This window comes from Pseudomonas sp. BBP2017, from assembly GCF_003024385.1.
Taxonomy (GTDB): Bacteria; Pseudomonadota; Gammaproteobacteria; order Pseudomonadales; family Pseudomonadaceae; genus Aquipseudomonas.
The window spans coordinates 377,296-395,951 of record NZ_PVZN01000002.1; the positions used below are offsets into that span (position 1 = coordinate 377,296).

The following is an 18,656-nucleotide window of genomic DNA, read 5'->3' on the forward strand; positions in this document are numbered from 1 at the left end:
TGCAGCCCACAAGAAAGATCTGGATGCCTGCCATGCTCAGCTCAGTTGATCTGATAACCGCCTTCGTGCTGTTCGCCTTCGTGTCTTCGATCACCCCGGGGCCCAACAACACCATGTTGCTGGCCTCCGGGGTGAATTTTGGCGTACGCCGTTCGATTCCCCATGCTATTGGCATCAGTGTGGGCTTCATGGTCATGGTGCTGGCGGTGGGCTTTGGCCTGGGTGAAGTGTTCAAGGCCTACCCGCCGATCTATACCGTACTGCGCTATGTCGGCGCGGCCTACTTGCTGTACCTGGCGTGGAAAATCGCCACCTCCGGGCCCTTGTCGGTCAGCAACCCCGAGAGCCGTAAACCGCTCGGCTTCTGGGGCGCGGCAGCGTTTCAATGGGTCAACCCCAAGGCCTGGGTCATGGCGGTGGGGGCCATCACTACCTACACGCCAGCCCAGGGCTATGTCACCAACGTGATCGTCATCGCCACCGTGTTCGCCCTGGTCAACCTGCCCAGCGTGTGCGTCTGGGTGATGTTCGGCAGCGCCTTGCGTACGGTGCTGCAGAACCCGCGCTGGTTAATGCTGTTCAATGTCCTGATGGCGGCGTTGCTGGTGATATCCCTTTACCCGCTGCTCTTTGTAGAATCGAGTTTTTCCTGAATGAGTGCGCTGGCACATGCAGTTGATTCCCTGGTCCCATGACACAAGTGCTGGCTTTACCTTGCGCGGCTGGCGCTCACCCGCCAGCGGCAAACCCTTGCTGCATTTTCTCCACGGCAACGGCTTTTGCTGTCTGGTCTACCAGCCAATGCTGGCGCGCCTGGCAGAACACTTCGACCTCTGGCTGTGTGATGTCCAGGGCCATGGCGACAGTGACCATGGCGGCCTGTTCCAGGGCTGGAACCGTACCGCAGAGTTGGCTATCGAGGCCTTCGAGGCGGGCCGTGGCGAATACGCCGAGGTGCCGCGCTTTGCCGTCGGCCACAGTTTTGGCGGGGTGCTGACCGGGTTGATGCTGGCGTATCGGCCGCAGTTGTTCCAGCGCGCGGTACTGCTCGATCCGGTGCTGTTCAGCCGCTCGATGATGGGCATCATGGGCGCCGCTGCGCTGGTTGGCCTGCATCGTCGTCACACCTTGGCGCGCAAGGCCGCGACCCGCCGCAGTCATTGGCCGGACCGTAGCGCCGCACGCGCCTCGCTGGAGGGGCGGGGGATCTTCAAGGGCTGGAACGAGCATGCGTTGCAGTCGTATATCGAGCATGCCATCGGCGATTGTGGCGGAGGAGTGGTGCTCAAGTGCCGACCCAGCCGTGAAGTGGAGATTTTCAGTTCATTCCCGCGGCGTATGTGGGCATCGCTGACCCGAGTGAAAACCCCGAGCCAGGTATTCTACGGCGAAACCACCTATCCCTTCGTGCCGCAGTCGGTGCAGCGCTGGGCGCAGGACAATCGACAGGTCACCGCCGAGCAAGTGTCGGGCGGGCACTGCTTCATGCAGGAAGACCCTGCGGCTAGTAGCGAGCGGGTGCTGGCGTTCTTGCTGCAGCATTAGGGAATGCCTATCGCGGGGCAAGCCCGCTGCCACAGCGCGCCCCTGTGGGGCTTGCCCCGCGATATCAGGTGATATCACTGACCTCGAACGCTTTCGCCAGAAAGTCCAGCAAGCTGCGCACACCCGGCAGTAACCCTCGACGCGAGGCGAACACCGCGTGCACCACACCGCACTCCGGTGCCCAGTCAGGGGTGACCTTGACCAGCCGCCCGCTTTCGAGCGCTTCGCGTACGACGACCAACGGCACATGAACCACGCCAACGCCAGCCATCGCTGCTTGGCGTAGCACCAGCAGATCGTCGGTGACCAGCCGTGGTTGATAGCGCAGGCTGGCGCGAGCGCCATCAGGACCCAACAGCTCCCAGTGGTAGTCACGTCGTGGTTTGCCCCAATGCAAAGTCGGCAGGGTTGCAAGGTCTGCCGGCACCGGGCGCTTTGGTAGACGTTCACGCAGTTCCGGCGACGCCACCAGGCACTGGCTACTGTGGGCCAGGGTTTTCATCACCAGGTCACTGCTTTCCAGCGGTGGTACGCGCACCCGCAGGGCGATGTCGATACCTTCCTGAATCAGGTCGACCTGGCGGTTGGTGCTTTCGATGTGCAGTTGCACCAATGGGCACTGGACCATAAAGCGGGTCAGCATGCTGCCGACCCAGAAGTCCAGCAGGGCGGTCGGGCAGCTCAGGCGCACAATGCCTTGGGGTTCGGCACGGTTGCGCTCGATCAGCTCGGCGGCGCCCTCGGCCTCCACCAGCATCGCCACGCAGTGGCGGTAATAGGCCTGACCGATTTCGGTCACCGAAAAATGCCGGGTCGAGCGCTGGATCAGGCGCACGCCGAGGCGTTCTTCCAGTCCGGCGATACGTCGGCTGAGTTTTGACTTGGGCATGTCCAGGGCGCGGCCTGCGGGGGCAAAGCCAGCGTGATCGACGACCTGGGCGAAGTAGTAAAGGTCGTTGAGGTCTTCCATCAGTGTTCTCCATATGGAACGCTGAGGGCAGTTTAACTGATCTACCGCCGATGTCGTTGCGCTCGTATGGTTATAGCCATCCACGAGAGGAGACATCTCATGAAAAAGATCCAAGGCGTCTATAGCAGCCCCACCCCGCACTGGGTCGGCGATGGCTTCCCGGTACGCAGCCTGTTCACCTACGACAACCTGGCCCAGCACATCAGCCCGTTCCTGTTGCTGGACTATGCCGGCCCCCATGACTTCACCCCGACCACGGACCGTCGTGGTGTCGGCCAGCACCCGCATCGCGGTTTTGAGACCGTGACGATTGTCTACCAAGGCGAACTGGAACACCGCGACTCCACCGGTGCCGGTGGCCTGATCGGGCCTGGCGATGTGCAGTGGATGACCGCGGCCAACGGCATCCTGCATGAAGAGTTCCACTCCCCGGCGTTCGCCGCCAAGGGTGGTCCCCTGGAGATGGTCCAGCTGTGGGTCAACCTGCCAGCCAAGGACAAGTCGGCAGCGGCCGGGTATCAAACCCTGCTCAGCACCGACATTCCCGTAGTGCCCCTCGGCGCCGGTAGCGGCAGCCTGCGGGTGATCGCCGGTGAATTCCGCGGCCACCAGGGCCCGGCCCAGACCTTTACGCCAATGGATGTCTGGGACTTGCAGCTCAAGCCCGGTGCACCGCTACGCCTGCCCAGCGCGGCAGGGCGCAGCACGGCACTGGTGGTGTTGCGCGGCAAGCTGCTGGTCAATGGCGAGCGCGCCGTCGGCCCGGCGCAGCTGGTGCTGTTCGACCGTGCCGGTGACGAACTGTTACTGGAAGCGCAGACCGAGGTGTCGGTGCTGCTGCTCAGCGGCGAGCCGCTGAACGAGCCGATCGTCGGCTACGGCCCGTTCGTGATGAATAGCGAGGCGGAGATTGCCGAGGCTTTCGACGACTTCCGTGCCGGTCGTTTCGGCCAGATGAATGGGGCGGGCGGTTCTCGTCACGACAACTAGTATCAATAACCCGACGGGTGGCCTTCGATCTCAAGGTGCAACAGGTAGCCCAAAAGAACGAACAACTGGATTCGTTACGCTGATCCCTCATGTCCGGTGCCACAGGGCACCGGCCTACCAACGCAAGGAGTTAGACCATGAGCAAGCCCTACGTCCGTCTGGACAAAAACAACGCCGCTGTTTTGCTGGTCGATCACCAGACCGGACTGCTGTCGCTGGTGCGCGACATCGACCCGGACAAGTTCAAGAACAACGTGCTGGCCGTTGGTGACCTGGCCAAGTATTTCAATCTGCCAACCATCCTCACCACCAGCTTTGAAACCGGTCCTAACGGCCCGCTGGTACCCGAGCTCAAGGCGCAGTTCCCGGAGGCGCCGTACATCGCCCGTCCAGGTCAGATCAACGCCTGGGACAATGAAGATTTCGTCAAGGCGGTCAAGGCCACCGGCAAGAAGCAATTGATCATCGCTGGCGTGGTGACAGAGGTGTGCGTGGCCTTCCCGGCATTGTCGGCCCTGGCCGAAGGTTTTGACGTATTCGTGGTCACTGACGCTTCGGGTACCTTCAATGAACTGACCCGCGACTCGGCCTGGGACCGCATGTCGCAAGCCGGTGCCCAGTTGATGACCTGGTTCGGCTTGGCTTGTGAGCTGCACCGCGACTGGCGCAACGACATCGAAGGTCTGGGCACGTTGTTCTCCAACCACATCCCTGACTACCGCAACCTGATCACCAGCTACAACACCCTCACCAACGGCAAGTAACGCCGTTTCCCCCATCAGCGGCCGGGTGCATGCGCTGCCCGGTCGTTGTCGTTTCTGTCTGCTGAAATCGATACTGGCAAAGCCTGCGCCAATCAGGCGATGATCCGGCAATGAATCATATCCCTGCCATGCACGGTTACCGGCGCGGTTTACGGCCCGACGGTTTGCTGACGTTCTGGCTGAATTACCAGCCTCCTTTGCACTGGCCTTCGCTGCTGGGTTTCTTGTCTGCGCGCTGTATTGCTGGCATCGAGACGGTGCAGGCCGGGGTGTATTCGCGCAGTGTCGTCCTGGGTGATCGCCACGCAGTGATTCAGGTCAGCAGGGCGCGTGGGCATCGATTGAAGCTGACGGTCAGCGGTGTGCCCGCAGCCACGCTACCCGGCTTGATCGCCCGGGTGCGGCGGGTCTTTGACTTGAATGCGCAACCCGCGCGGATCGAGGCGCAACTGGGCGCTGATCCGCTGATGGCGAGGCTGATCGCCGTTCGGCCAGGATTGCGTGTACCCCAAGGTTGGGACGGTTTCGAGCAGGCCATGCGTACCGTATTGGGTCAGCAGATCAGTGTGGCCGGGGCGATGACCCTGGCTGCGCGGATGGTGGCTCGCTATGGTCAGCCGTTGTCGTCGCAAGTCGCTGAAGCAGCAGGGCTGAGCCATGTGTTTCCGGTACCTGCAGCCGTGGTCGATGAAGATCTGAGTGGGCTCGGCATGCCCCGTTCGCGCGCCGCGACCTTGTCGACCCTGGCCCGGGCACTGCTCGATGAACCGCAGCTGTTGCGCCCGGGCGCCGACCTGGACAGCTGCGTGCAGCGCCTGTGCCAATTGCGCGGGATCGGCCCGTGGAGCGCTCAGTACCTGGCGTTGCGTCAACTGGGCGCCGGCGATGCCTTGCCGTTGGGCGACGTCGCCCTGGTCAAGGCTTTGCGCCTGCTGGAAGGCCCCGAGGTGCAACTGGCGGATCGCGCCCGGGCCTGGAGCCCATGGCGTGCTTACGCGGCCCAGCACCTGTGGGCGTCATTGAGCTGATTCAACTGGACTGGCGCCATTTAACTTCGGTAATGCCATGGCGTTCGGCCAGCGGCTGACTGACTTTTTTCACCTTCTCGCGCCCGTAGCGACCGATACGGCCAACCCCGGCGTCGCAACTTGCCCAATGCCAGGCCTCGGCGTTGTCCATCGTTTCGGCGCGGATGATGAATGACTTGTGGTCGCCGTGCAGTTGATAGTCGATGACGAAAAGCTTTGCGTTGTTCATAGGGCTTTAAAGATCCTTTCAGTGCAGTGACCGAGAACATCCCTTCAATGTCTTTAGTGAGTCCTGCAAGGCTGGAAAAATTCCATCGGATTGCAACCGCTGGGGCGTTCAACGTCGCCCCGGGTAAAGGCTCAAGGCAGTTAGCCCCTGGTTGATTGCTGCACTGCATGAAGGCGCTGGCGCGGGATCAGCATTTTCAATTGGCGGTGAAGGCCCGCTCGGTAGTAACTGAGCAGTCGGAACCACCGACACGAGGATCGAACTATGTCACTGATTGGCGTTTCCAACCTTGAATTGCGCCAGCTCATCGAGCAGGCGTTTCTGCCTGACCGTTGTGTGGTGTCCAGCACCGACGGTGAACACCTGACCATCCAGTTAGGGCAGGGAGACAGCCTGGATGATTGCCTGACAGTCACCGGCATTTGTGTGCATAGCCTGACCACCTGTCATGAACTGGCGGCCCTGGTCGCGCAGGTGCGTGAAGGACAACGCCTGGGGCGCAGTCACATTCCGTTCCAGTCCCAGACTACTGCCTGAACCGATGCTGTTGTCCGGCCAGGACTGGCTCAGCTGTATCCGTTCGCCGTCAAGGTTGATAGAGAAAGCAGTAAGCGAACTCAGGTTTGCAGCAACTGCAAGGTCCTGGGGTCGGGTTGCGCGCCATAGAACTGCTCCAGCGCGGCCTTGAACAAGGGATGATCGGGTTCGACGCTGGCAAACAAGGTGAGGCAGGAGCGCAGCTTCATATCGTCAGTGTGACCAAGGATTTGCACAGCGCTTTTGTCCGTGTGCTGCAAGATTGCGGCGACGCATTGTTCCAGGCGGGCGCGTAAAACCTCATGGCGCAGATACGCACGGGCTTCGTCAGCAGATTGCAGGGCATAGCGTTCGGCCATTGCGCTGTGACCCAGGCCCTCCAGTTGGGGAAAGATGAACCAGATCCAGTGGCTGGTTTTCCGCCCGGCCTGGAGTTCAGCCAAGACCCGGTCAAGGAAAGGGTCCTGGGCGTCGACGAAGCGCTGGAGGTTGAAGAGGGCTGGCATGAGGGGCTCCTGAAGGCGAGGTCGAGACGGATCTGTTCACGCTCTGTGCCTGGGCAGTGGCTACGATCTGCCTCGAAGCGCTTGCCCGCTATTGCAACTCAAGCTGCAACTGCAATCCGCCGTCTTCACATCGTCTGTGATAGTGAATGATCCCGCGATAAGTACGGCCTTCCCAGACAAACGCCACGCTATGCGAGCGCTCAAGTTTGGCCGGTACTGGCGCCCGGACTTGCATCCGTAGGCCAGGCAGGCCATTGAGGTTCAACGGCGCCACTTGCACCTGGCACTCGGCACTATGGGCGACAGGGCCGAACAATGTGTCCTGGACAAAATCGAGCCGCAGGCAGGTCGGGCACGCCGGGCTGACCTTTCTCATGTCAGACACCTCCTTCAGTGCTTGCGGTGCGTGTTCTGCAGTTGCTTGGCCACTTCGAGGTGATGCTTCAGGTTCGGCAGCTGATTGGTTTTAGTGTGATCCTTGATCATCTGCTCGGCAAACGCCTTTACCAAGGTGAGCGTTCAATCGGCTTGTCCGAGCTGCCTCATCCGCGGTTGAGCAAGCGCTGCAAGTGCTGTTTCACCGCTGGCCATTCCGAGTCGATGATGCTGAACTACCGATCAGGGCGAGGGGCATTGGTAATGGGGTCTGTCTGCAGGGTTGGGGGCGTTTGAGGCTAGCAGATCGGTGCAAACGCTGACTACCGATCCGCCATGAGCGGATCGGTAGTCAGCAGCGTGAGCCCCGGTCAGCCCGAAGTTTGTCTTTCACGTTCGCGCAGCGCCGTCACCGTCTCACCGCCGACCCCCCAGTTGTCGGTCGGCACTTCCTCGATCACCACAAAGGTCGAGGCCGGTGGCTTGTTCAGAACCTGAAACAACAGTTCGGTAGTTCCCTCGATCAGCGCGCGCTTTTGCTCGGCGCTGACGCCTTCCTGGGTGACCCGAATATGCACATAGGGCATGATTGATTTCCTCCGATTGATTACCAGACACCTGTAGCCGAACCACCATCCACCGCAATGACGGTCCCGGTGACAAAGTGCGAGTCGCTCAAGTACAGCACAGCATCGACAACGTCCTGAGGAGTACCGATCTGTCCGCTCGGGGCAAGGGCTTTTAGCGCGTTGCGGACCTGCGGGTCATCGCCATGCAGCGGGGTATCGATGATCCCCGGCGCCACGCCATTGACTTGTACTTGCGCAGACGCCAGTTCCAGCGCCAGGGCACGTACCGCCTGGTTCAAACCGCCCTTGATCAGTACCGGCAGCAGGGCCGGCACCTTGGTATTGGGTTGTAGGGCGATGGAGGCGGTGATGGCGATGATCTGCCCTGCGCCGTTTTGAGTCATGTGTCTTGCGGCCGCCTGGGCGGGATAAACGAAGCCTTTGAGGTTGGTGTCGACGATGGCCTCGATGTCAGCCGGGGTGTACTCGGCCACTGGCTTGGCGATGAAGATGCCGGCATTGTTGACCAGCACGTCGACCTTGCCGAAGGCTTCAATGGCCTGGGCGAACAGTCTTTCGGCCGTTTGCGGCTGGGAAATGTCGCCTTCCACCAAGAGGAAATTTGCCGGATTGCCCAATTTATCCGCGGCTTCCTGCAACCGCGCCAGGGTGCGGGCGTTGCCGACTACATTGTCGCCGCGCTCAAGGTAGGCTTTGGCGATGGCGAAACCCAGGCCGCTGGAAGCGCCGGTGACGATGACGGTTTTGCTGGCTTGCATGATCGATGTCTCCAAAAGGCCGGGCGGTAGACCCGGTAGGTGGAGCTCACTGTAATTGGCAAGTTACACTTGAAAAATGGTGCGCATGGAACTTGAATAGATACTCCATGTAACTAATCGAGCGACCATGACGCGCCTTTTTGATGATCTTCAACTGGGCAGTATCGAGTTGTTCTGTCTGGCGGCTGAAACCAGCAGTTTCACCGGTGCCGCAACCCAGGCCGGGATCACCCCGGCGGCGGTGAGCCGCTCGGTGGCACGTCTGGAAGAGCGGCTGGGCGTACGTCTGTTCGTACGTACCACCCGCCAGATGCGTCTGACCGAAGGTGGGCGCCGATACTACGAACAATGCCGTCAGGCCCTGACGCAACTGGTCGATGCCGAGCGCGAGGTCAGCGGTTCACAGGTGGTGCCGTCCGGTTTGTTGCGCATCAGCATGCCGACACCCTACGCCCATTACCGTCTGCTGCCGCGCCTGCCATTGTTTCGTCAGCGCTATCCGCAGGTGCGGATCGATGTGCACGTCAGCAACCGCAACATCGACTTTGCCGATGAAGGCTATGACCTGGCGATCCGCGGGCGCGAACCTGCCGATTCGAACCTGATCGCCCGCCGCCTGGAGGATGCCGAGCTGGTGGTGGTGGCGACACCCGACTATCTGCGGCGCGCGGGGACGCCAGGGACGCCGCAGGACTTGCTCGATCATGAATGCATCCAGTTCGAACTGCCCAGCAGCGGACGTCCCAGTACCTGGTCTTTTCGCGTTGACGGTAAACCAATGGAGCTGCAAACCTCAGGCAGCTACACCTGCCTGGAGGATTTCCTGGCAACTGTCACCTTGGTGAAAAGCGGCGCCGGGCTGATGCAGGCCTATCGATTCACTGTGCAACAGGCGTTGGACAGTGGGCAGCTTGTGGAGGTGCTCAGCGACTTCGGCGGTGCCTCGCGACCGTTCATGCTTATCTACCCTCATGCTCGGCATGTGCCGTCGCGGGTCAGGGCAATGATCGATTTCCTGCTGCACAATGACAACACACATTCATCGCGCCCCCCGCCATGATCCGGCAAGCCTGCTTTAATGAATCAGACTTTCGTGCCCCTGACTCACTTCACAGAGCATGCGCCCATGGAACGTCTCACTGCCAAAGACTTTGCCCCTGAACTGCTCGAACTCTATGACTACTATGCCCACGGCCAGATCAACCGCCGTGAGTTTCTCGACCGCGCAGCGGCGTTCACCCTGGCCGGGATGACCGCCAGTGCCTTGTTGGCCTCCTTGAGTCCCAACTATGCGCTGGCCCAACAAGTAGCGGCCAACGATCCGGATATCATCGCCGAATATGTCACTTACCCTTCGCCCAAGGGTCATGGTCAGGTCCGTGGTTATCTGGTGCGCCCGGCCAAGGTACAGGGCAAAGTGCCGGGGGTTGTGGTGGTGCATGAAAATCGCGGCCTGAACCCCTATATCGAAGATGTCGCACGGCGTCTGGCCAAAGCCGGTTTTGTTGCCCTGGCGCCCGACGGGCTGACCTCGGTAGGGGGCTACCCGGGCGATGACGACAAGGGCCGTGCACTGCAGGAAAAGGTCGACCCGCAAAAGCTGATGAATGACTTCTTCGCCGCCATCGAATGGTTGATGAAGAACGATCACACCACCGGCAAGGTCGGCATCACCGGCTTCTGCTACGGCGGTGGTGTGGCCAATGCGGCGGCGGTGGCCTATCCGGAGCTGGGGGCGGCGGTGTCTTTCTACGGACGTCAGCCGGACACCAAGGATGTCGCGAAAATCAAGGCACCAGTGTTGTTGCATTATGGCGAGCTGGACACCCGCATCAATGAGGGCTGGCCAGCCTACGAGCGGGCGCTGAAGGCGACGGGCAAGACCTTCGAAGCCTATTTTTATCCCGGCGCCAATCACGGCTTTCACAACGACACCACGCCGCGCTACGACGAAGCCGCGGCGAAGCTGGCCTGGGAGCGGACCCTGGATTGGTTCCGGCGTTACCTGGCATAGCGGCTGGCAGCTACACATCCGGATACAGTCGACGCTTTGCCAAACCCTCATCGTTCTGCTGGCATGACCGCCTCAAACAGCAAGCCACGTCAGGAGACAGGCGATGAGAACCATGGTGGTAGGTGCCAGCAAAGGGTTGGGCAAGGCTTTCATTGAGGGATTGGGGGCGGCCGGCGATACCCTGATCGGCGTGTCGCGCAGCAAGCCGCAAGGGCTCGCCGCTCAACCCGGAGTGCAGGTTCAATGGGTTGCGACCGACCTGACCCATCCCCGGCAAGCCGCGCAGCAGCTGGAGCAGGCGGTGGCCGAACAGGGACTGGACACCTTGATCTACAACCTGGGGATCTGGGAACAGCGTGCTTTTGGCCCCGACTACGACTTTCTCGAAGATGACGAGGAGCAGATCGAAGCCATTGTCAGTTGCAACATCACCGCGACCCTGCTGGTCATCAAGCGCCTGCTGCCGACCCTGCTGCAAAGCGCTCGCCCGCGCATCATTCTCACCGGTTCAACCTCAGGGCTTACCCGCAGCGGGCGTCTGGAAGTCACTTTCGGCGCGTCCAAATTCGCCCTGCGAGGCATCGCCGATGCCTTGCGCGAGGGCTATCGCCAGCAGCACCTGGGAGTTACCTGCCTGAACCTGGGTTATTTGAACACCGATGACTCTCTGGCTGTCCCGCGCGAGGAGGCTGAGCAGCAGGGGGAGGGGCAGTTGATCCCGGTACACGATGTGCTCCAGGTGGTGCGCATGGCCCTGAGCCTGTCGTCGGCCAGTTTTGTCAGGGAACTGACCTTGCCGGCGATACTGGACGAGCACTTCTGACCTGTGGGGCGGGCTAACCACTGATCCGTCGCTGCGCTCGCCAGTGCACGAAGCACTATCATGGATTGTTGCAACACTACCAACGAGCGGGCCCCTTACCACCTAATACAGTCTTCCCGTGGCGTCGGACACGCTCGCCGCCCACTTTGCGGGAGACTCTGCCATGAAAGTCGTTGTGATCGGCGGTACCGGCCTGATCGGTACCCAGTTGTGCAACAACCTGCGTGCGAAGGGGCATGCGGTGCTTGCCGCATCGCCGCAAACCGGCGTCAACGCCCTGACCGGTGAAGGCCTGGAGCTGGCGCTGGAAGGCGCTGATGTGGTGGTGGATGTGGCTAACTCGCCGTCGTTTGAAGACGCTGCAGTGCTACGGTTCTTCGAAACCTGCGGGCGCAATCTGTTTGCCGCCGAAAAGGCCTGTGGGGTGAAGCATCACATTGCTCTCTGCGTGGTGGGCACCGAGCGTATGCTGGAAAGCGGGTACTTTCGCGCCAAGATGGCTCAGGAGGACCTGATCAAACACTCCGGTGTGCCCTACACCATCCTGCGGGCCACGCAGTTTTTCGAGTTCATGGGCGCCATCGCCTACTCCGGTGCCGACGGCAACTGTGTGCGCGTAACCACCGCTGCTCTGCAACCGATCGCTTCATCCGACGTTGCTCAGGTCCTGGCCGAGCTTGTCGACAAGCCTGCGGCCAATCGCACCTTTGAGGTCGCAGGGCCTGACCGTCAGCCGCTGGACGAGTTCGTGCGCAGCTATCTGCAGCACCAACAGGACCCCCGCGAAGTGATCGCCGATCCCCAGGCCACTTATTTCGGCGCACCGATCGATGATCGCTCGCTGACACCTGATGCCGATGCGATCACCGGTGGTCTGCATTTCCAGACGTGGTTGAAAAACACACCTGTCCAACGCTGACACACAAGACCAGGAGAGCATTATGCGCATCCAGTCATTGCTTGTGCTTGCACCTTTGATGGGCGTTACCGCCGTTCATGGCCAATCCCCGACAACCAGCGCGCCGCCGCCCACCGTTACCCCGGTGATGACCCAGGCGCTGCTCGACTACCCGGGCAAGGAAGTGCTGATCCTGGAGGTGGCGTATCCGCCAGGGGGCGCCGACCCGGTGCACCGTCATGATGCTCACGGTTTTGTCTATGTGCTGGAGGGGTCGGTGGTCATGGGGGTGAAGGGTAGCAAGGAAGTCACCTTGATGCCTGGTCAGGCCTTCCATGAAGGCCCGGCCGATATCCACACGGTCGGGCGCAATGCCAGCCAGGACAAACCGGCGAAGTTTGTGGTGTTTCTGCTCAAGGATGCCGACAAACCGGCGGTGCTGCCGGTGCCGTAGCAATCGCTGGGCAAGCTCGCTGCCACCGCCTGTGGGAGCGGGCTTGCCCCGCGAACATTTCGACGCCGCCAGCGTTGCAGCAGATCTGCCCACATCGACAGCTGCCAGTTGAAGCTGGCCGACAGCTGGTTGAACGGAAAAGGAAAGGCCGACTGGTGCTGATCGAACCAGTTCTCGCCATTCCATTTTTGCCAGCCTGATTCGAAAAATTCCCAGGCCAGAAACACTCGCAAGGCGAGGTCGGCGCTCCAGGCTCCAAGGCGGTTCAGGGGCGCGAACGGGGTCGTGATAGCGGTCATGACAAGTTCCTCGATCCGGACGCAAAGGCCGCTGCTGTGCGGCGCACACGCAGAGCCAGCTTGGCGGTGAGTTTGAGGGCAATGGCGGCGAACATTGCCGAGAAAGCCAGTACATACCAGGCGCCCATGGGAATGCGTTTGTAGAACGACAGGCAGAACACCAGGGCAATGGCCCAGGTACCGACACTGTGCAGTTGCTTCCAGGCCCGCGACCCGAGCAGGCGCATCGATGCCTTGAACGAGGTCAGGGTCAGCAACAGGATGAACAGGTAACCGAAGGTGCCGGGCAGGCTTGAGGTGACGGTGCGCCCAGCCCAGAAAAGCGCTGGAAACTGTTGCGAATAGCGGTAGATCAACATCCCGTGCACGGTGTGCGAGAAGGCAAACGCCAAGCCCAGGTAGCGCCGCTCGCGCAGCAGCCGACGCGTCGTGTCACTCGGCAGCAAAATGGCCAGGGACGAGGCCAGAAAAGTCAGCAGGAACAAGGCGAATGAGCTGCGGGCGGTGGCGCGGATAGCACTGCGCAGGCCGTCCGCGCCCAGCGGCTGGGCGGCCAGGATCAGTGTGGTCATCGCCAGGGTCAACACGGCCAGCAGGCCGAACAGTTTCCAGCCGGAGGGCAAAGGGGGCAGTTTCATCAAGGGCTCCAGAGGCAGAGGGCACCGTCGGGGTGGCGGCGCCTTATCTGTCCGGGAGTTTTGCAAGGGCACTTATCTGCAGTGTGTCGGCCACCGCCAGCTATGTATCGCTATGTACTGAAGGCTTCAGACGCCACACGCGGGCAACTCGATCTGTGCGCACAGACCACCACCGTCGCGATTGCTCAGGCTCAGGCTGCCGCCGATGGCCTGGGTCAACTGCTGGGCGATGGCCAGGCCCAGGCCGGTGCCGCCGGTAGTGCGGTTGCGCGAGCCTTCGACGCGGTAGAACGGCTTGAGCACCTCCTCAAGTTCATCGACGGGAATGCCGGGGCCATTGTCCAGCACCCGGATCAAGGTACGCTGGCCTGCGCCTGACTCCACTTCCAGTTGCGCGGCGCCAGCGAACTTGAGGGCATTGTCGATCAGGTTGACCAGCACGCGGCGCAAGGCATGCGGGCGGGTGTCGATCACCGCGCCGGTGCTAGCCTCAAGCAACACCTGCTGGCCGCTGTCCTGGTAGTCGAGCACCAGGCTGTCGAGAAAGGCGTCGAGGTTGACCCGGCAACTGGCTTCGGTGCTGCCGTCGATGCTGCGCGCATAGGCTACGCCCTCGCGCACCAGGTGTTCCATGGCTTCCAGATCGCCCCAGAGTTTGTCTTTCTCGTGCGAGGGGTCCATCACTTCGACCCGCAGCTTCATGCGCGTGATGGGGGTTTGCAGATCATGGGATATCGCCGCCAGCAGCTGCATGCGCTCCTTGAGGTAGGCGGCGATGCGCGCTTGCAATGAGTTGAAGGCCACGGCGGCGTAGCGCACTTCGCGCGGACCGCTTTCATCCAGCAGCGGGCCCGGTGCATTGGGGTCGAGGCTGTCGACGGCGTGGGCCAGACGGGTCAGCGGGCTGATGGCGGTCTTCACCGCCAGCCACGTGCACAGTAGCAACAGCGCCAGTTGAATCAGCAACACCACCGGCAACCAGGTCGATAACGGTATCGGCGCCGGCGTGACATCCACCGTCAGCGGTTTGCCGTCGGCCAGGCGCAGGTGCACCTGAAAGTGCGGATTTGGGCCGGGAAGGTTGTTGAAAATCAACGGGTACTGATGGCCGATGGCTTTGTCGATGGACTGGGCGGCCATCGGCGCGTTGGCCAATGGCAGCGGCTGGCCCGGTTGGCCTTCATCAAGCCGGTAACGGTAGGTACGCCGCTCCAGGCGCGGCAGCCAGGCCTCGCGTTCCGCGGCGGGCAGGCGGTCGAGGATGGCTACCGAGGTGGACACGTCCTGCTCCAGGTTACCGAGCATCATCGAGCGTGAACTGATGTAGCGCTCGTAGAACTGAAAGCTGAACGACAATCCATAGGCCAGCACCAGCCCGGTGAAAAAGATCAGTGCCAGGCGCGAGGCCAGGGTGCGCGGCCAGCGCAGCGGTGCACTCATGACTGCGGCTCGACCATTTGTACGGGTAGCGAGAACACATAGCCCTCACTGCGCACGGTCTTGATATAGGCCGGCTCGCGGGCATCGTCCTGCAGGCGTTGGCGCAGGCGGCTGACCAGCAGATCGATGGAGCGGTCGAAGATATCCGCTTCGCGGCCTTGAGTGAGGTTGAGCAACTGCTCGCGGCTGAGTACTCGCTGTGGGTGGTCGAGGAACACCCGTAGCAAACGGTACTCGGCACCACTGAGGGCCACCAGGGTGCCGTCGCCGTCGAGCAGGTGACGGGCGGTGGTGTCCAGGCGCCATTGGCCAAAAGCGATCAAGCGGCTGCTTTCGCTGAGGGTCAGGTTCGGCGGCAGCATCCGCGTGCGGCGCAGCACAGCATTGATGCGTGCCAGCAGCTCGCGGGCCGAGAAGGGTTTGGTCAGGTAGTCGTCGGCGCCCATCTCCAGGCCGATGATGCGGTCGGTTTCATCGTTGCGCGCGGTCAACATCAGCACCGGGGTGGCCTTGTGTTTACCGGCACGCAGCTCGCGACACAGCAACAGGCCGTCGTCGCCGGGCATCATGATGTCGAGAACGATCAGGTCGACCACGTTGGATTCCAGAAAGGCGCGCATCTGCCGGCCGTCAGCGACGATGCTGGTGCGCAGCCCGTTCTTCTTCAAGTAGTTGCCTACCAGTTCTCTGATTTCGCGATCGTCGTCGACGATCAGCACATGATCGATATGATCCATGCCCGGCTCCTGTTCAAGCGCTTGGCTTGAAGTGTACAGAGCCCGGTGGCGCTTGCCTGCCGGGGTTTGTATGGCAGTGTATCTGTTGTGCCGGCAGATACCTGAAGAGGCAATCCGGCTTGATCCAGACACATCGGCGATACCTTGGGCGCCTCAAATAGGTCTCAACGGGGAGGGCTGTTCCTCTCCGGCAGAGGGTGAAGCCTTCACCCGGGAGACTCGACATGACCTTCAAGACTCTGGCCCGCATCGGCCTGTTCGCTACCCTCGGTTTTGCTGCTTTCGGCGCTTTTGCCGACAGCAGTGTACCGGTGGAGAACTATCATTACGGCCAGCATCTGGACGTGCAGAAAGTCCTGGCCATCCATGACAACAAAGCCGAGGCCTGTGGTGTGGTCACGGCGAAGATGGACTACCTGGACTCCAAAGGCCAGCCGCACAGCGTGCAATACCAGACCTACGCCACCGGTGCCTGCCACGAAGGCGGTTAAGCACCCTCACGGAGAGAGCCGACCATGTCATTGTTCACATCGCTGGGCGGCGCCTTGCGCCGCCTGAATCCAACACGGCGCAGGGTTGGCATCGCCGCTGCGCTGGCCCTTTCGCTGATTGCTTTAGGCCTGGGCGGCCGCTTGCTGGCCGGTCCTTCGCAGCTGGACACCCTCGGACCGATGCCTGAATTGAGCGGCGCAGTGCAGTGGCTCAACTCGCCTCCGCTGGATCGTGAAGCGCTCAAGGGCAAGGTGGTGCTGGTGGAATTCTGGACCTACGACTGTATCAATTGCCGGCGTAGCCTGCCGTACGTCAACAACTGGGCCAAGCGCTACGCCGACCAGGGCCTGGTGGTGATCGGCGTGCACACCCCGGAGTACGACTACGAAAACGACATCGACAACGTGCGTGGGCAAGTCGCCAAGCTGGGTATCGAGTACCCGGTGGCCATCGACAACCGTTATGCCATCTGGAATGCCTTCGGCAATCAGTTCTGGCCGGCGCACTACTTTGTCGATGCCCAAGGCCAGGTACGCTTTGTGCATTTTGGCGAGGGCGCCTATGACACCCAGGAGCAAGTGATCCAGCAGCTGCTGGCAGAGCAGCGCGGGCTTGCTCCTTGATGCCGCTGCGCAATCAGGAGAGGAAACCACCGTCCACGTTCAATGCCACACCGGTGGTGTAGCTTGAGGCGTCACTGGCCAGGTACAGCACCGCACCGGCCATTTCCTTCGGATCGGCCACGCGTTTGAGCGGGATGTGCTGCAGCGCGGTGTTGAGGATGGTTTCGTTCTTGACCAGCGCCGAGGCGAACCTGGTGTCGGTCAGGCCCGGCAGCAGGGCATTGCAGCGAATGCCGAACGGCGCGCACTCCTTGGCGAAGACCTTGGTCATGTTGATCACGGCCGCCTTGGTCACCGAGTAGATACCCTGGAAGATCCCCGGCGATACGCCGTTGATCGAGGCGACGTTGATGATGCTGCCGCCGCCGTTGTCACGCATCAGTTTGCCGGCTTCGACCGACATGAAGAAGTAGCCACGGATGTTCACATCGACGGTCTTCTGGAAGGCGCCAAGGTCGGTGTCCAGGACGTTGCAGAACTGTGGGTTGGTCGCCGCGTTGTTGACCAGGATATCCAGGCGACCGAACTGCTCGCGGATGGCGGCGAACACTGCGCTGATCTGCTCCATTTCGCCGATATGGCAGGCAATGGCAGTGGCTTTGCCGCCGGCGGCGACGATGGCGTCGGCGACTTGCTGGCAACCATCGAGCTTGCGGCTGGAAACGATCACATGGGCGCCTTGCTGGGCCAGCAGGTGGGCAATCGCCTCGCCGATGCCGCGACTGGCACCGGAAACAAAGGCGATCTTGCCGTCGAGGTCGAACAGTTGGGTCTTGGACATGGTCTTTTCCTTGTTGTAGTCGTCAGAGACTGGACTTGGCGATGACCTGCAGGCTCATGTGCTCCAGCAGTTTGTTCATATGAATGAACTGGGCGAAGCGCTTGTCCTGGGTCTGGCCGTGGAAGAAGCGGTAGTAGATCTGCTGGACGATCCCGGCCAGGCGGAACAGGCCGTAGGTGTAGTAGAAATCGTAGTTGTCGATGCTGATCCCGGCGCGCTCGGCGTAATAGTCGACAAATTGCTGGCGGGTGAGCATGCCCGGGGCATTGCTCGGCTGACGGCGCATCAGCTGCACCGGTGCCGGGTCATTGGCTTCGATCCAGTAGGCCAGGGTGTTGCCCAGGTCCATCAGCGGATCGCCAAGGGTGGTCATTTCCCAGTCGAGCACGCCGATGATACGCATCGGGTTGTCGGCATCGAGGATGACGTTGTCGAAGCGATAGTCGTTGTGCACGATGGCTGGCTTGGGATGATCGGTCGGCATCTTTTCGCGCAGCCAGGCGATGACCTTCTCCCAGCGCGGCGCATCCGGGGTCAGGGCCTTCTCATAGCGGCTGCTCCAGCCCTCGATCTGGCGTTGCACGTAGCCTTCAGGCTTGCCCAGGTCGCCCAGGCCGCAGGCGTTGTAGTCCACCTGGTGCAGCTCGACCATGCGTTCGATAAAGCTTTTGCACAGCGCCTCGGTGCGCGCGGCATCCAGACCCAGCTCCGGCGGCAGCTCCGAGCGCAGGATGATGCCTTTGACCCGGTCCATGACGTAGAACTCGCCGCCGATCAGCGCCTCGTCGGTGCAATGCACGTAAGCCTTGGGGCAGTAGGGGAAACCGCGGTTGAGCTGATTGAGGATGCGGAATTCCCGGCCCATGTCGTGGGCCGATTTGGCCTTTTGCCCGAACGGTGGGCGGCGCAGCACGAACTCCCGTTCGGGGTACTGCACCAGGTACGTCAGGTTCGACGCACCACCCGGGAACTGGCTGATCTGCGGTGTGCCGCTGAGGCCGGTAATGTGCGCCTTCAGATAAGGGTCGATGACAGCAGCATCGAGTTCTTCGCCGGGGCGGACCTGGGTGGACTGATCGGTGAGCGTCATGCTTTTCCCTTATGATTGGAGCCAGAGATTATTGGCTAATCTAATTCTCGCGACAGGCCCGGACAAGTCTGGCAC

The 18,656-nt window shown here is 61.4% G+C and carries 25 protein-coding genes and 1 pseudogene; 13 read left to right on the forward strand and 13 right to left on the reverse strand.

Features of this window, described 5'->3' with window-relative positions; genetic code table 11:
* Positions 1-23 precede the first annotated feature (23 nt).
* Positions 24-653, forward strand: coding sequence for a LysE family translocator (locus C6382_RS04535; protein WP_178082741.1), 630 nt, complete (start codon positions 24-26; stop codon positions 651-653).
* A gap of 16 nt (positions 654-669) precedes the next feature.
* Positions 670-1,545, forward strand: coding sequence for an alpha/beta fold hydrolase (locus C6382_RS04540; RefSeq protein ID WP_107023342.1), 876 nt, complete (start codon positions 670-672; stop codon positions 1,543-1,545).
* Between the two features lie 64 nt (positions 1,546-1,609).
* On the opposite strand, the gene C6382_RS04545 is transcribed toward C6382_RS04540, so the two are convergent.
* On the reverse strand, positions 1,610-2,515 hold the full coding sequence (locus C6382_RS04545; protein ID WP_107023343.1) for a LysR family transcriptional regulator: 906 nt from the start codon (positions 2,513-2,515) through the stop codon (positions 1,610-1,612).
* A gap of 99 nt (positions 2,516-2,614) precedes the next feature.
* Between C6382_RS04545 and C6382_RS04550 the strand changes: the two genes are divergently transcribed.
* The 3 genes from C6382_RS04550 to C6382_RS04560 all read left to right on the forward strand — a co-directional run bounded on the left by C6382_RS04550 (position 2,615) and on the right by C6382_RS04560 (position 5,297).
* Positions 2,615-3,505, forward strand: a complete 891-nt coding sequence (locus tag C6382_RS04550; protein ID WP_107023344.1) for a pirin family protein — start codon at positions 2,615-2,617, stop codon at positions 3,503-3,505.
* 137 nt (positions 3,506-3,642) lie between these two features.
* Positions 3,643-4,269, forward strand: a complete 627-nt coding sequence (gene ycaC / locus C6382_RS04555; protein WP_107023345.1) for an isochorismate family cysteine hydrolase YcaC — start codon at positions 3,643-3,645, stop codon at positions 4,267-4,269.
* Positions 4,270-4,379: 110 nt separating this feature from the next.
* Positions 4,380-5,297 carry a DNA-3-methyladenine glycosylase gene (locus tag C6382_RS04560; protein ID WP_107023346.1) on the forward strand — a complete coding sequence of 306 codons (918 nt, stop codon included), beginning with the start codon at positions 4,380-4,382 and terminating at the stop codon, positions 5,295-5,297.
* A gap of 1 nt (position 5,298) precedes the next feature.
* On the opposite strand, the gene C6382_RS04565 is transcribed toward C6382_RS04560, so the two are convergent.
* Positions 5,299-5,526 (reverse strand): DUF6555 family protein, encoded by a 228-nt coding sequence (locus tag C6382_RS04565; protein WP_107023347.1) that lies wholly within the window; start codon positions 5,524-5,526, stop codon positions 5,299-5,301.
* Positions 5,527-5,790: 264 nt separating this feature from the next.
* On the opposite strand from C6382_RS04565, the gene C6382_RS04570 reads away from it, so the two are divergent.
* Complete coding sequence (locus C6382_RS04570; RefSeq protein WP_107023348.1) at positions 5,791-6,063, forward strand: DUF1652 domain-containing protein; 273 nt, start codon at positions 5,791-5,793, stop codon at positions 6,061-6,063.
* Between the two features lie 80 nt (positions 6,064-6,143).
* Here the strand turns inward: C6382_RS04570 and C6382_RS04575 are convergent, their stop codons facing one another.
* The 5 genes from C6382_RS04575 to C6382_RS04590 form a co-directional block, all read right to left on the reverse strand.
* The gene (locus C6382_RS04575; protein ID WP_107023349.1) at positions 6,144-6,569 is read right to left on the reverse strand and encodes a DUF1810 domain-containing protein; all 426 of its coding nucleotides are present in this window, start codon (positions 6,567-6,569) and stop codon (positions 6,144-6,146) included.
* A gap of 88 nt (positions 6,570-6,657) precedes the next feature.
* Positions 6,658-6,945, reverse strand: a complete 288-nt coding sequence (locus C6382_RS04580; protein ID WP_038611564.1) for a hypothetical protein — start codon at positions 6,943-6,945, stop codon at positions 6,658-6,660.
* Positions 6,946-6,959: 14 nt separating this feature from the next.
* Complete coding sequence (locus tag C6382_RS24190; RefSeq protein ID WP_218276240.1) at positions 6,960-7,079, reverse strand: DUF4142 domain-containing protein; 120 nt, start codon at positions 7,077-7,079, stop codon at positions 6,960-6,962.
* 236 nt (positions 7,080-7,315) lie between these two features.
* The gene (locus tag C6382_RS04585) at positions 7,316-7,531 is read right to left on the reverse strand and encodes a 4-oxalocrotonate tautomerase family protein (RefSeq protein WP_038611561.1); all 216 of its coding nucleotides are present in this window, start codon (positions 7,529-7,531) and stop codon (positions 7,316-7,318) included.
* Between the two features lie 20 nt (positions 7,532-7,551).
* Positions 7,552-8,292, reverse strand: a complete 741-nt coding sequence (locus C6382_RS04590; RefSeq protein ID WP_107023350.1) for an SDR family NAD(P)-dependent oxidoreductase — start codon at positions 8,290-8,292, stop codon at positions 7,552-7,554.
* A gap of 127 nt (positions 8,293-8,419) precedes the next feature.
* On the opposite strand from C6382_RS04590, the gene C6382_RS04595 reads away from it, so the two are divergent.
* From C6382_RS04595 to C6382_RS04615, 5 genes are all read left to right on the forward strand, one after another.
* Positions 8,420-9,352 carry a LysR family transcriptional regulator gene (locus tag C6382_RS04595; protein ID WP_107023351.1) on the forward strand — a complete coding sequence of 311 codons (933 nt, stop codon included), beginning with the start codon at positions 8,420-8,422 and terminating at the stop codon, positions 9,350-9,352.
* Between the two features lie 66 nt (positions 9,353-9,418).
* The gene (yghX, locus tag C6382_RS04600) at positions 9,419-10,306 is read left to right on the forward strand and encodes a YghX family hydrolase (RefSeq protein WP_107023352.1); all 888 of its coding nucleotides are present in this window, start codon (positions 9,419-9,421) and stop codon (positions 10,304-10,306) included.
* 103 nt (positions 10,307-10,409) lie between these two features.
* A complete protein-coding gene (locus C6382_RS04605) occupies positions 10,410-11,129 on the forward strand; it encodes an SDR family oxidoreductase (protein ID WP_107023353.1) in 720 nt (239 codons plus the stop codon).
* A 163-nt stretch (positions 11,130-11,292) separates the two neighbouring features.
* Entirely contained in the window at positions 11,293-12,048 is a 756-nt protein-coding gene (locus tag C6382_RS04610; RefSeq protein ID WP_107023354.1) for an SDR family oxidoreductase, read from the forward strand.
* 22 nt (positions 12,049-12,070) lie between these two features.
* The gene (locus C6382_RS04615) at positions 12,071-12,481 is read left to right on the forward strand and encodes a cupin domain-containing protein (RefSeq protein WP_107023355.1); all 411 of its coding nucleotides are present in this window, start codon (positions 12,071-12,073) and stop codon (positions 12,479-12,481) included.
* Between the two features lie 77 nt (positions 12,482-12,558).
* Here the strand turns inward: C6382_RS04615 and C6382_RS04620 are convergent.
* The 4 genes and pseudogenes from C6382_RS04620 to C6382_RS04635 all read right to left on the reverse strand — a co-directional run.
* Positions 12,559-12,780: pseudogene (locus C6382_RS04620) on the reverse strand (DoxX family protein); the annotation flags it as partial.
* On the reverse strand, positions 12,777-13,418 hold the full coding sequence (locus C6382_RS04625; protein WP_107023356.1) for a ferric reductase-like transmembrane domain-containing protein: 642 nt from the start codon (positions 13,416-13,418) through the stop codon (positions 12,777-12,779). The gene C6382_RS04625 and the pseudogene C6382_RS04620, both read right to left, overlap by 4 nt.
* Before the next feature lie 126 nt (positions 13,419-13,544).
* Complete coding sequence (locus C6382_RS04630; RefSeq protein WP_107023515.1) at positions 13,545-14,846, reverse strand: ATP-binding protein; 1,302 nt, start codon at positions 14,844-14,846, stop codon at positions 13,545-13,547.
* A gap of 8 nt (positions 14,847-14,854) precedes the next feature.
* Positions 14,855-15,595, reverse strand: coding sequence for a response regulator (locus tag C6382_RS04635; RefSeq protein ID WP_107023357.1), 741 nt, complete (start codon positions 15,593-15,595; stop codon positions 14,855-14,857).
* Between the two features lie 224 nt (positions 15,596-15,819).
* Here C6382_RS04635 and C6382_RS04640 point away from each other — a divergent pair, with 224 nt between their 5' ends.
* On the forward strand, positions 15,820-16,086 hold the full coding sequence (locus C6382_RS04640; RefSeq protein WP_107023358.1) for a DUF2790 domain-containing protein: 267 nt from the start codon (positions 15,820-15,822) through the stop codon (positions 16,084-16,086).
* 24 nt (positions 16,087-16,110) lie between these two features.
* The gene (locus tag C6382_RS04645) at positions 16,111-16,710 is read left to right on the forward strand and encodes a thioredoxin family protein (RefSeq protein WP_107023359.1); all 600 of its coding nucleotides are present in this window, start codon (positions 16,111-16,113) and stop codon (positions 16,708-16,710) included.
* A gap of 13 nt (positions 16,711-16,723) precedes the next feature.
* On the opposite strand, the gene C6382_RS04650 is transcribed toward C6382_RS04645, so the two are convergent.
* Both C6382_RS04650 and C6382_RS04655 read right to left on the reverse strand, forming a co-directional pair.
* Positions 16,724-17,491, reverse strand: a complete 768-nt coding sequence (locus C6382_RS04650) for an SDR family oxidoreductase (RefSeq protein ID WP_107023360.1) — start codon at positions 17,489-17,491, stop codon at positions 16,724-16,726.
* Positions 17,492-17,513: 22 nt separating this feature from the next.
* Entirely contained in the window at positions 17,514-18,581 is a 1,068-nt protein-coding gene (locus C6382_RS04655; RefSeq protein ID WP_107023361.1) for a phosphotransferase family protein, read from the reverse strand.
* Positions 18,582-18,656 lie beyond the last annotated feature (75 nt).

Coding starts and splice junctions, on each gene's coding strand:
- C6382_RS04535 (WP_178082741.1), top strand. CDS start 24: ATGCCTGCCATGCTCAGCTCAGTTGATCTGATAACCGCCTTCGTGCTG.
- C6382_RS04540 (WP_107023342.1), top strand. CDS start 670: ATGCAGTTGATTCCCTGGTCCCATGACACAAGTGCTGGCTTTACCTTG.
- C6382_RS04545 (WP_107023343.1), bottom strand. CDS start 2,515: ATGGAAGACCTCAACGACCTTTACTACTTCGCCCAGGTCGTCGATCAC.
- C6382_RS04550 (WP_107023344.1), top strand. CDS start 2,615: ATGAAAAAGATCCAAGGCGTCTATAGCAGCCCCACCCCGCACTGGGTC.
- ycaC (WP_107023345.1), top strand. CDS start 3,643: ATGAGCAAGCCCTACGTCCGTCTGGACAAAAACAACGCCGCTGTTTTG.
- C6382_RS04560 (WP_107023346.1), top strand. CDS start 4,380: ATGAATCATATCCCTGCCATGCACGGTTACCGGCGCGGTTTACGGCCC.
- C6382_RS04565 (WP_107023347.1), bottom strand. CDS start 5,526: ATGAACAACGCAAAGCTTTTCGTCATCGACTATCAACTGCACGGCGAC.
- C6382_RS04570 (WP_107023348.1), top strand. CDS start 5,791: ATGTCACTGATTGGCGTTTCCAACCTTGAATTGCGCCAGCTCATCGAG.
- C6382_RS04575 (WP_107023349.1), bottom strand. CDS start 6,569: ATGCCAGCCCTCTTCAACCTCCAGCGCTTCGTCGACGCCCAGGACCCT.
- C6382_RS04580 (WP_038611564.1), bottom strand. CDS start 6,945: ATGAGAAAGGTCAGCCCGGCGTGCCCGACCTGCCTGCGGCTCGATTTT.
- C6382_RS04585 (WP_038611561.1), bottom strand. CDS start 7,531: ATGCCCTATGTGCATATTCGGGTCACCCAGGAAGGCGTCAGCGCCGAG.
- C6382_RS04590 (WP_107023350.1), bottom strand. CDS start 8,292: ATGCAAGCCAGCAAAACCGTCATCGTCACCGGCGCTTCCAGCGGCCTG.
- C6382_RS04595 (WP_107023351.1), top strand. CDS start 8,420: ATGACGCGCCTTTTTGATGATCTTCAACTGGGCAGTATCGAGTTGTTC.
- yghX (WP_107023352.1), top strand. CDS start 9,419: ATGGAACGTCTCACTGCCAAAGACTTTGCCCCTGAACTGCTCGAACTC.
- C6382_RS04605 (WP_107023353.1), top strand. CDS start 10,410: ATGAGAACCATGGTGGTAGGTGCCAGCAAAGGGTTGGGCAAGGCTTTC.
- C6382_RS04610 (WP_107023354.1), top strand. CDS start 11,293: ATGAAAGTCGTTGTGATCGGCGGTACCGGCCTGATCGGTACCCAGTTG.
- C6382_RS04615 (WP_107023355.1), top strand. CDS start 12,071: ATGCGCATCCAGTCATTGCTTGTGCTTGCACCTTTGATGGGCGTTACC.
- C6382_RS04625 (WP_107023356.1), bottom strand. CDS start 13,418: ATGAAACTGCCCCCTTTGCCCTCCGGCTGGAAACTGTTCGGCCTGCTG.
- C6382_RS04635 (WP_107023357.1), bottom strand. CDS start 15,595: ATGGATCATATCGATCATGTGCTGATCGTCGACGACGATCGCGAAATC.
- C6382_RS04640 (WP_107023358.1), top strand. CDS start 15,820: ATGACCTTCAAGACTCTGGCCCGCATCGGCCTGTTCGCTACCCTCGGT.
- C6382_RS04645 (WP_107023359.1), top strand. CDS start 16,111: ATGTCATTGTTCACATCGCTGGGCGGCGCCTTGCGCCGCCTGAATCCA.
- C6382_RS04650 (WP_107023360.1), bottom strand. CDS start 17,491: ATGTCCAAGACCCAACTGTTCGACCTCGACGGCAAGATCGCCTTTGTT.
- C6382_RS04655 (WP_107023361.1), bottom strand. CDS start 18,581: ATGACGCTCACCGATCAGTCCACCCAGGTCCGCCCCGGCGAAGAACTC.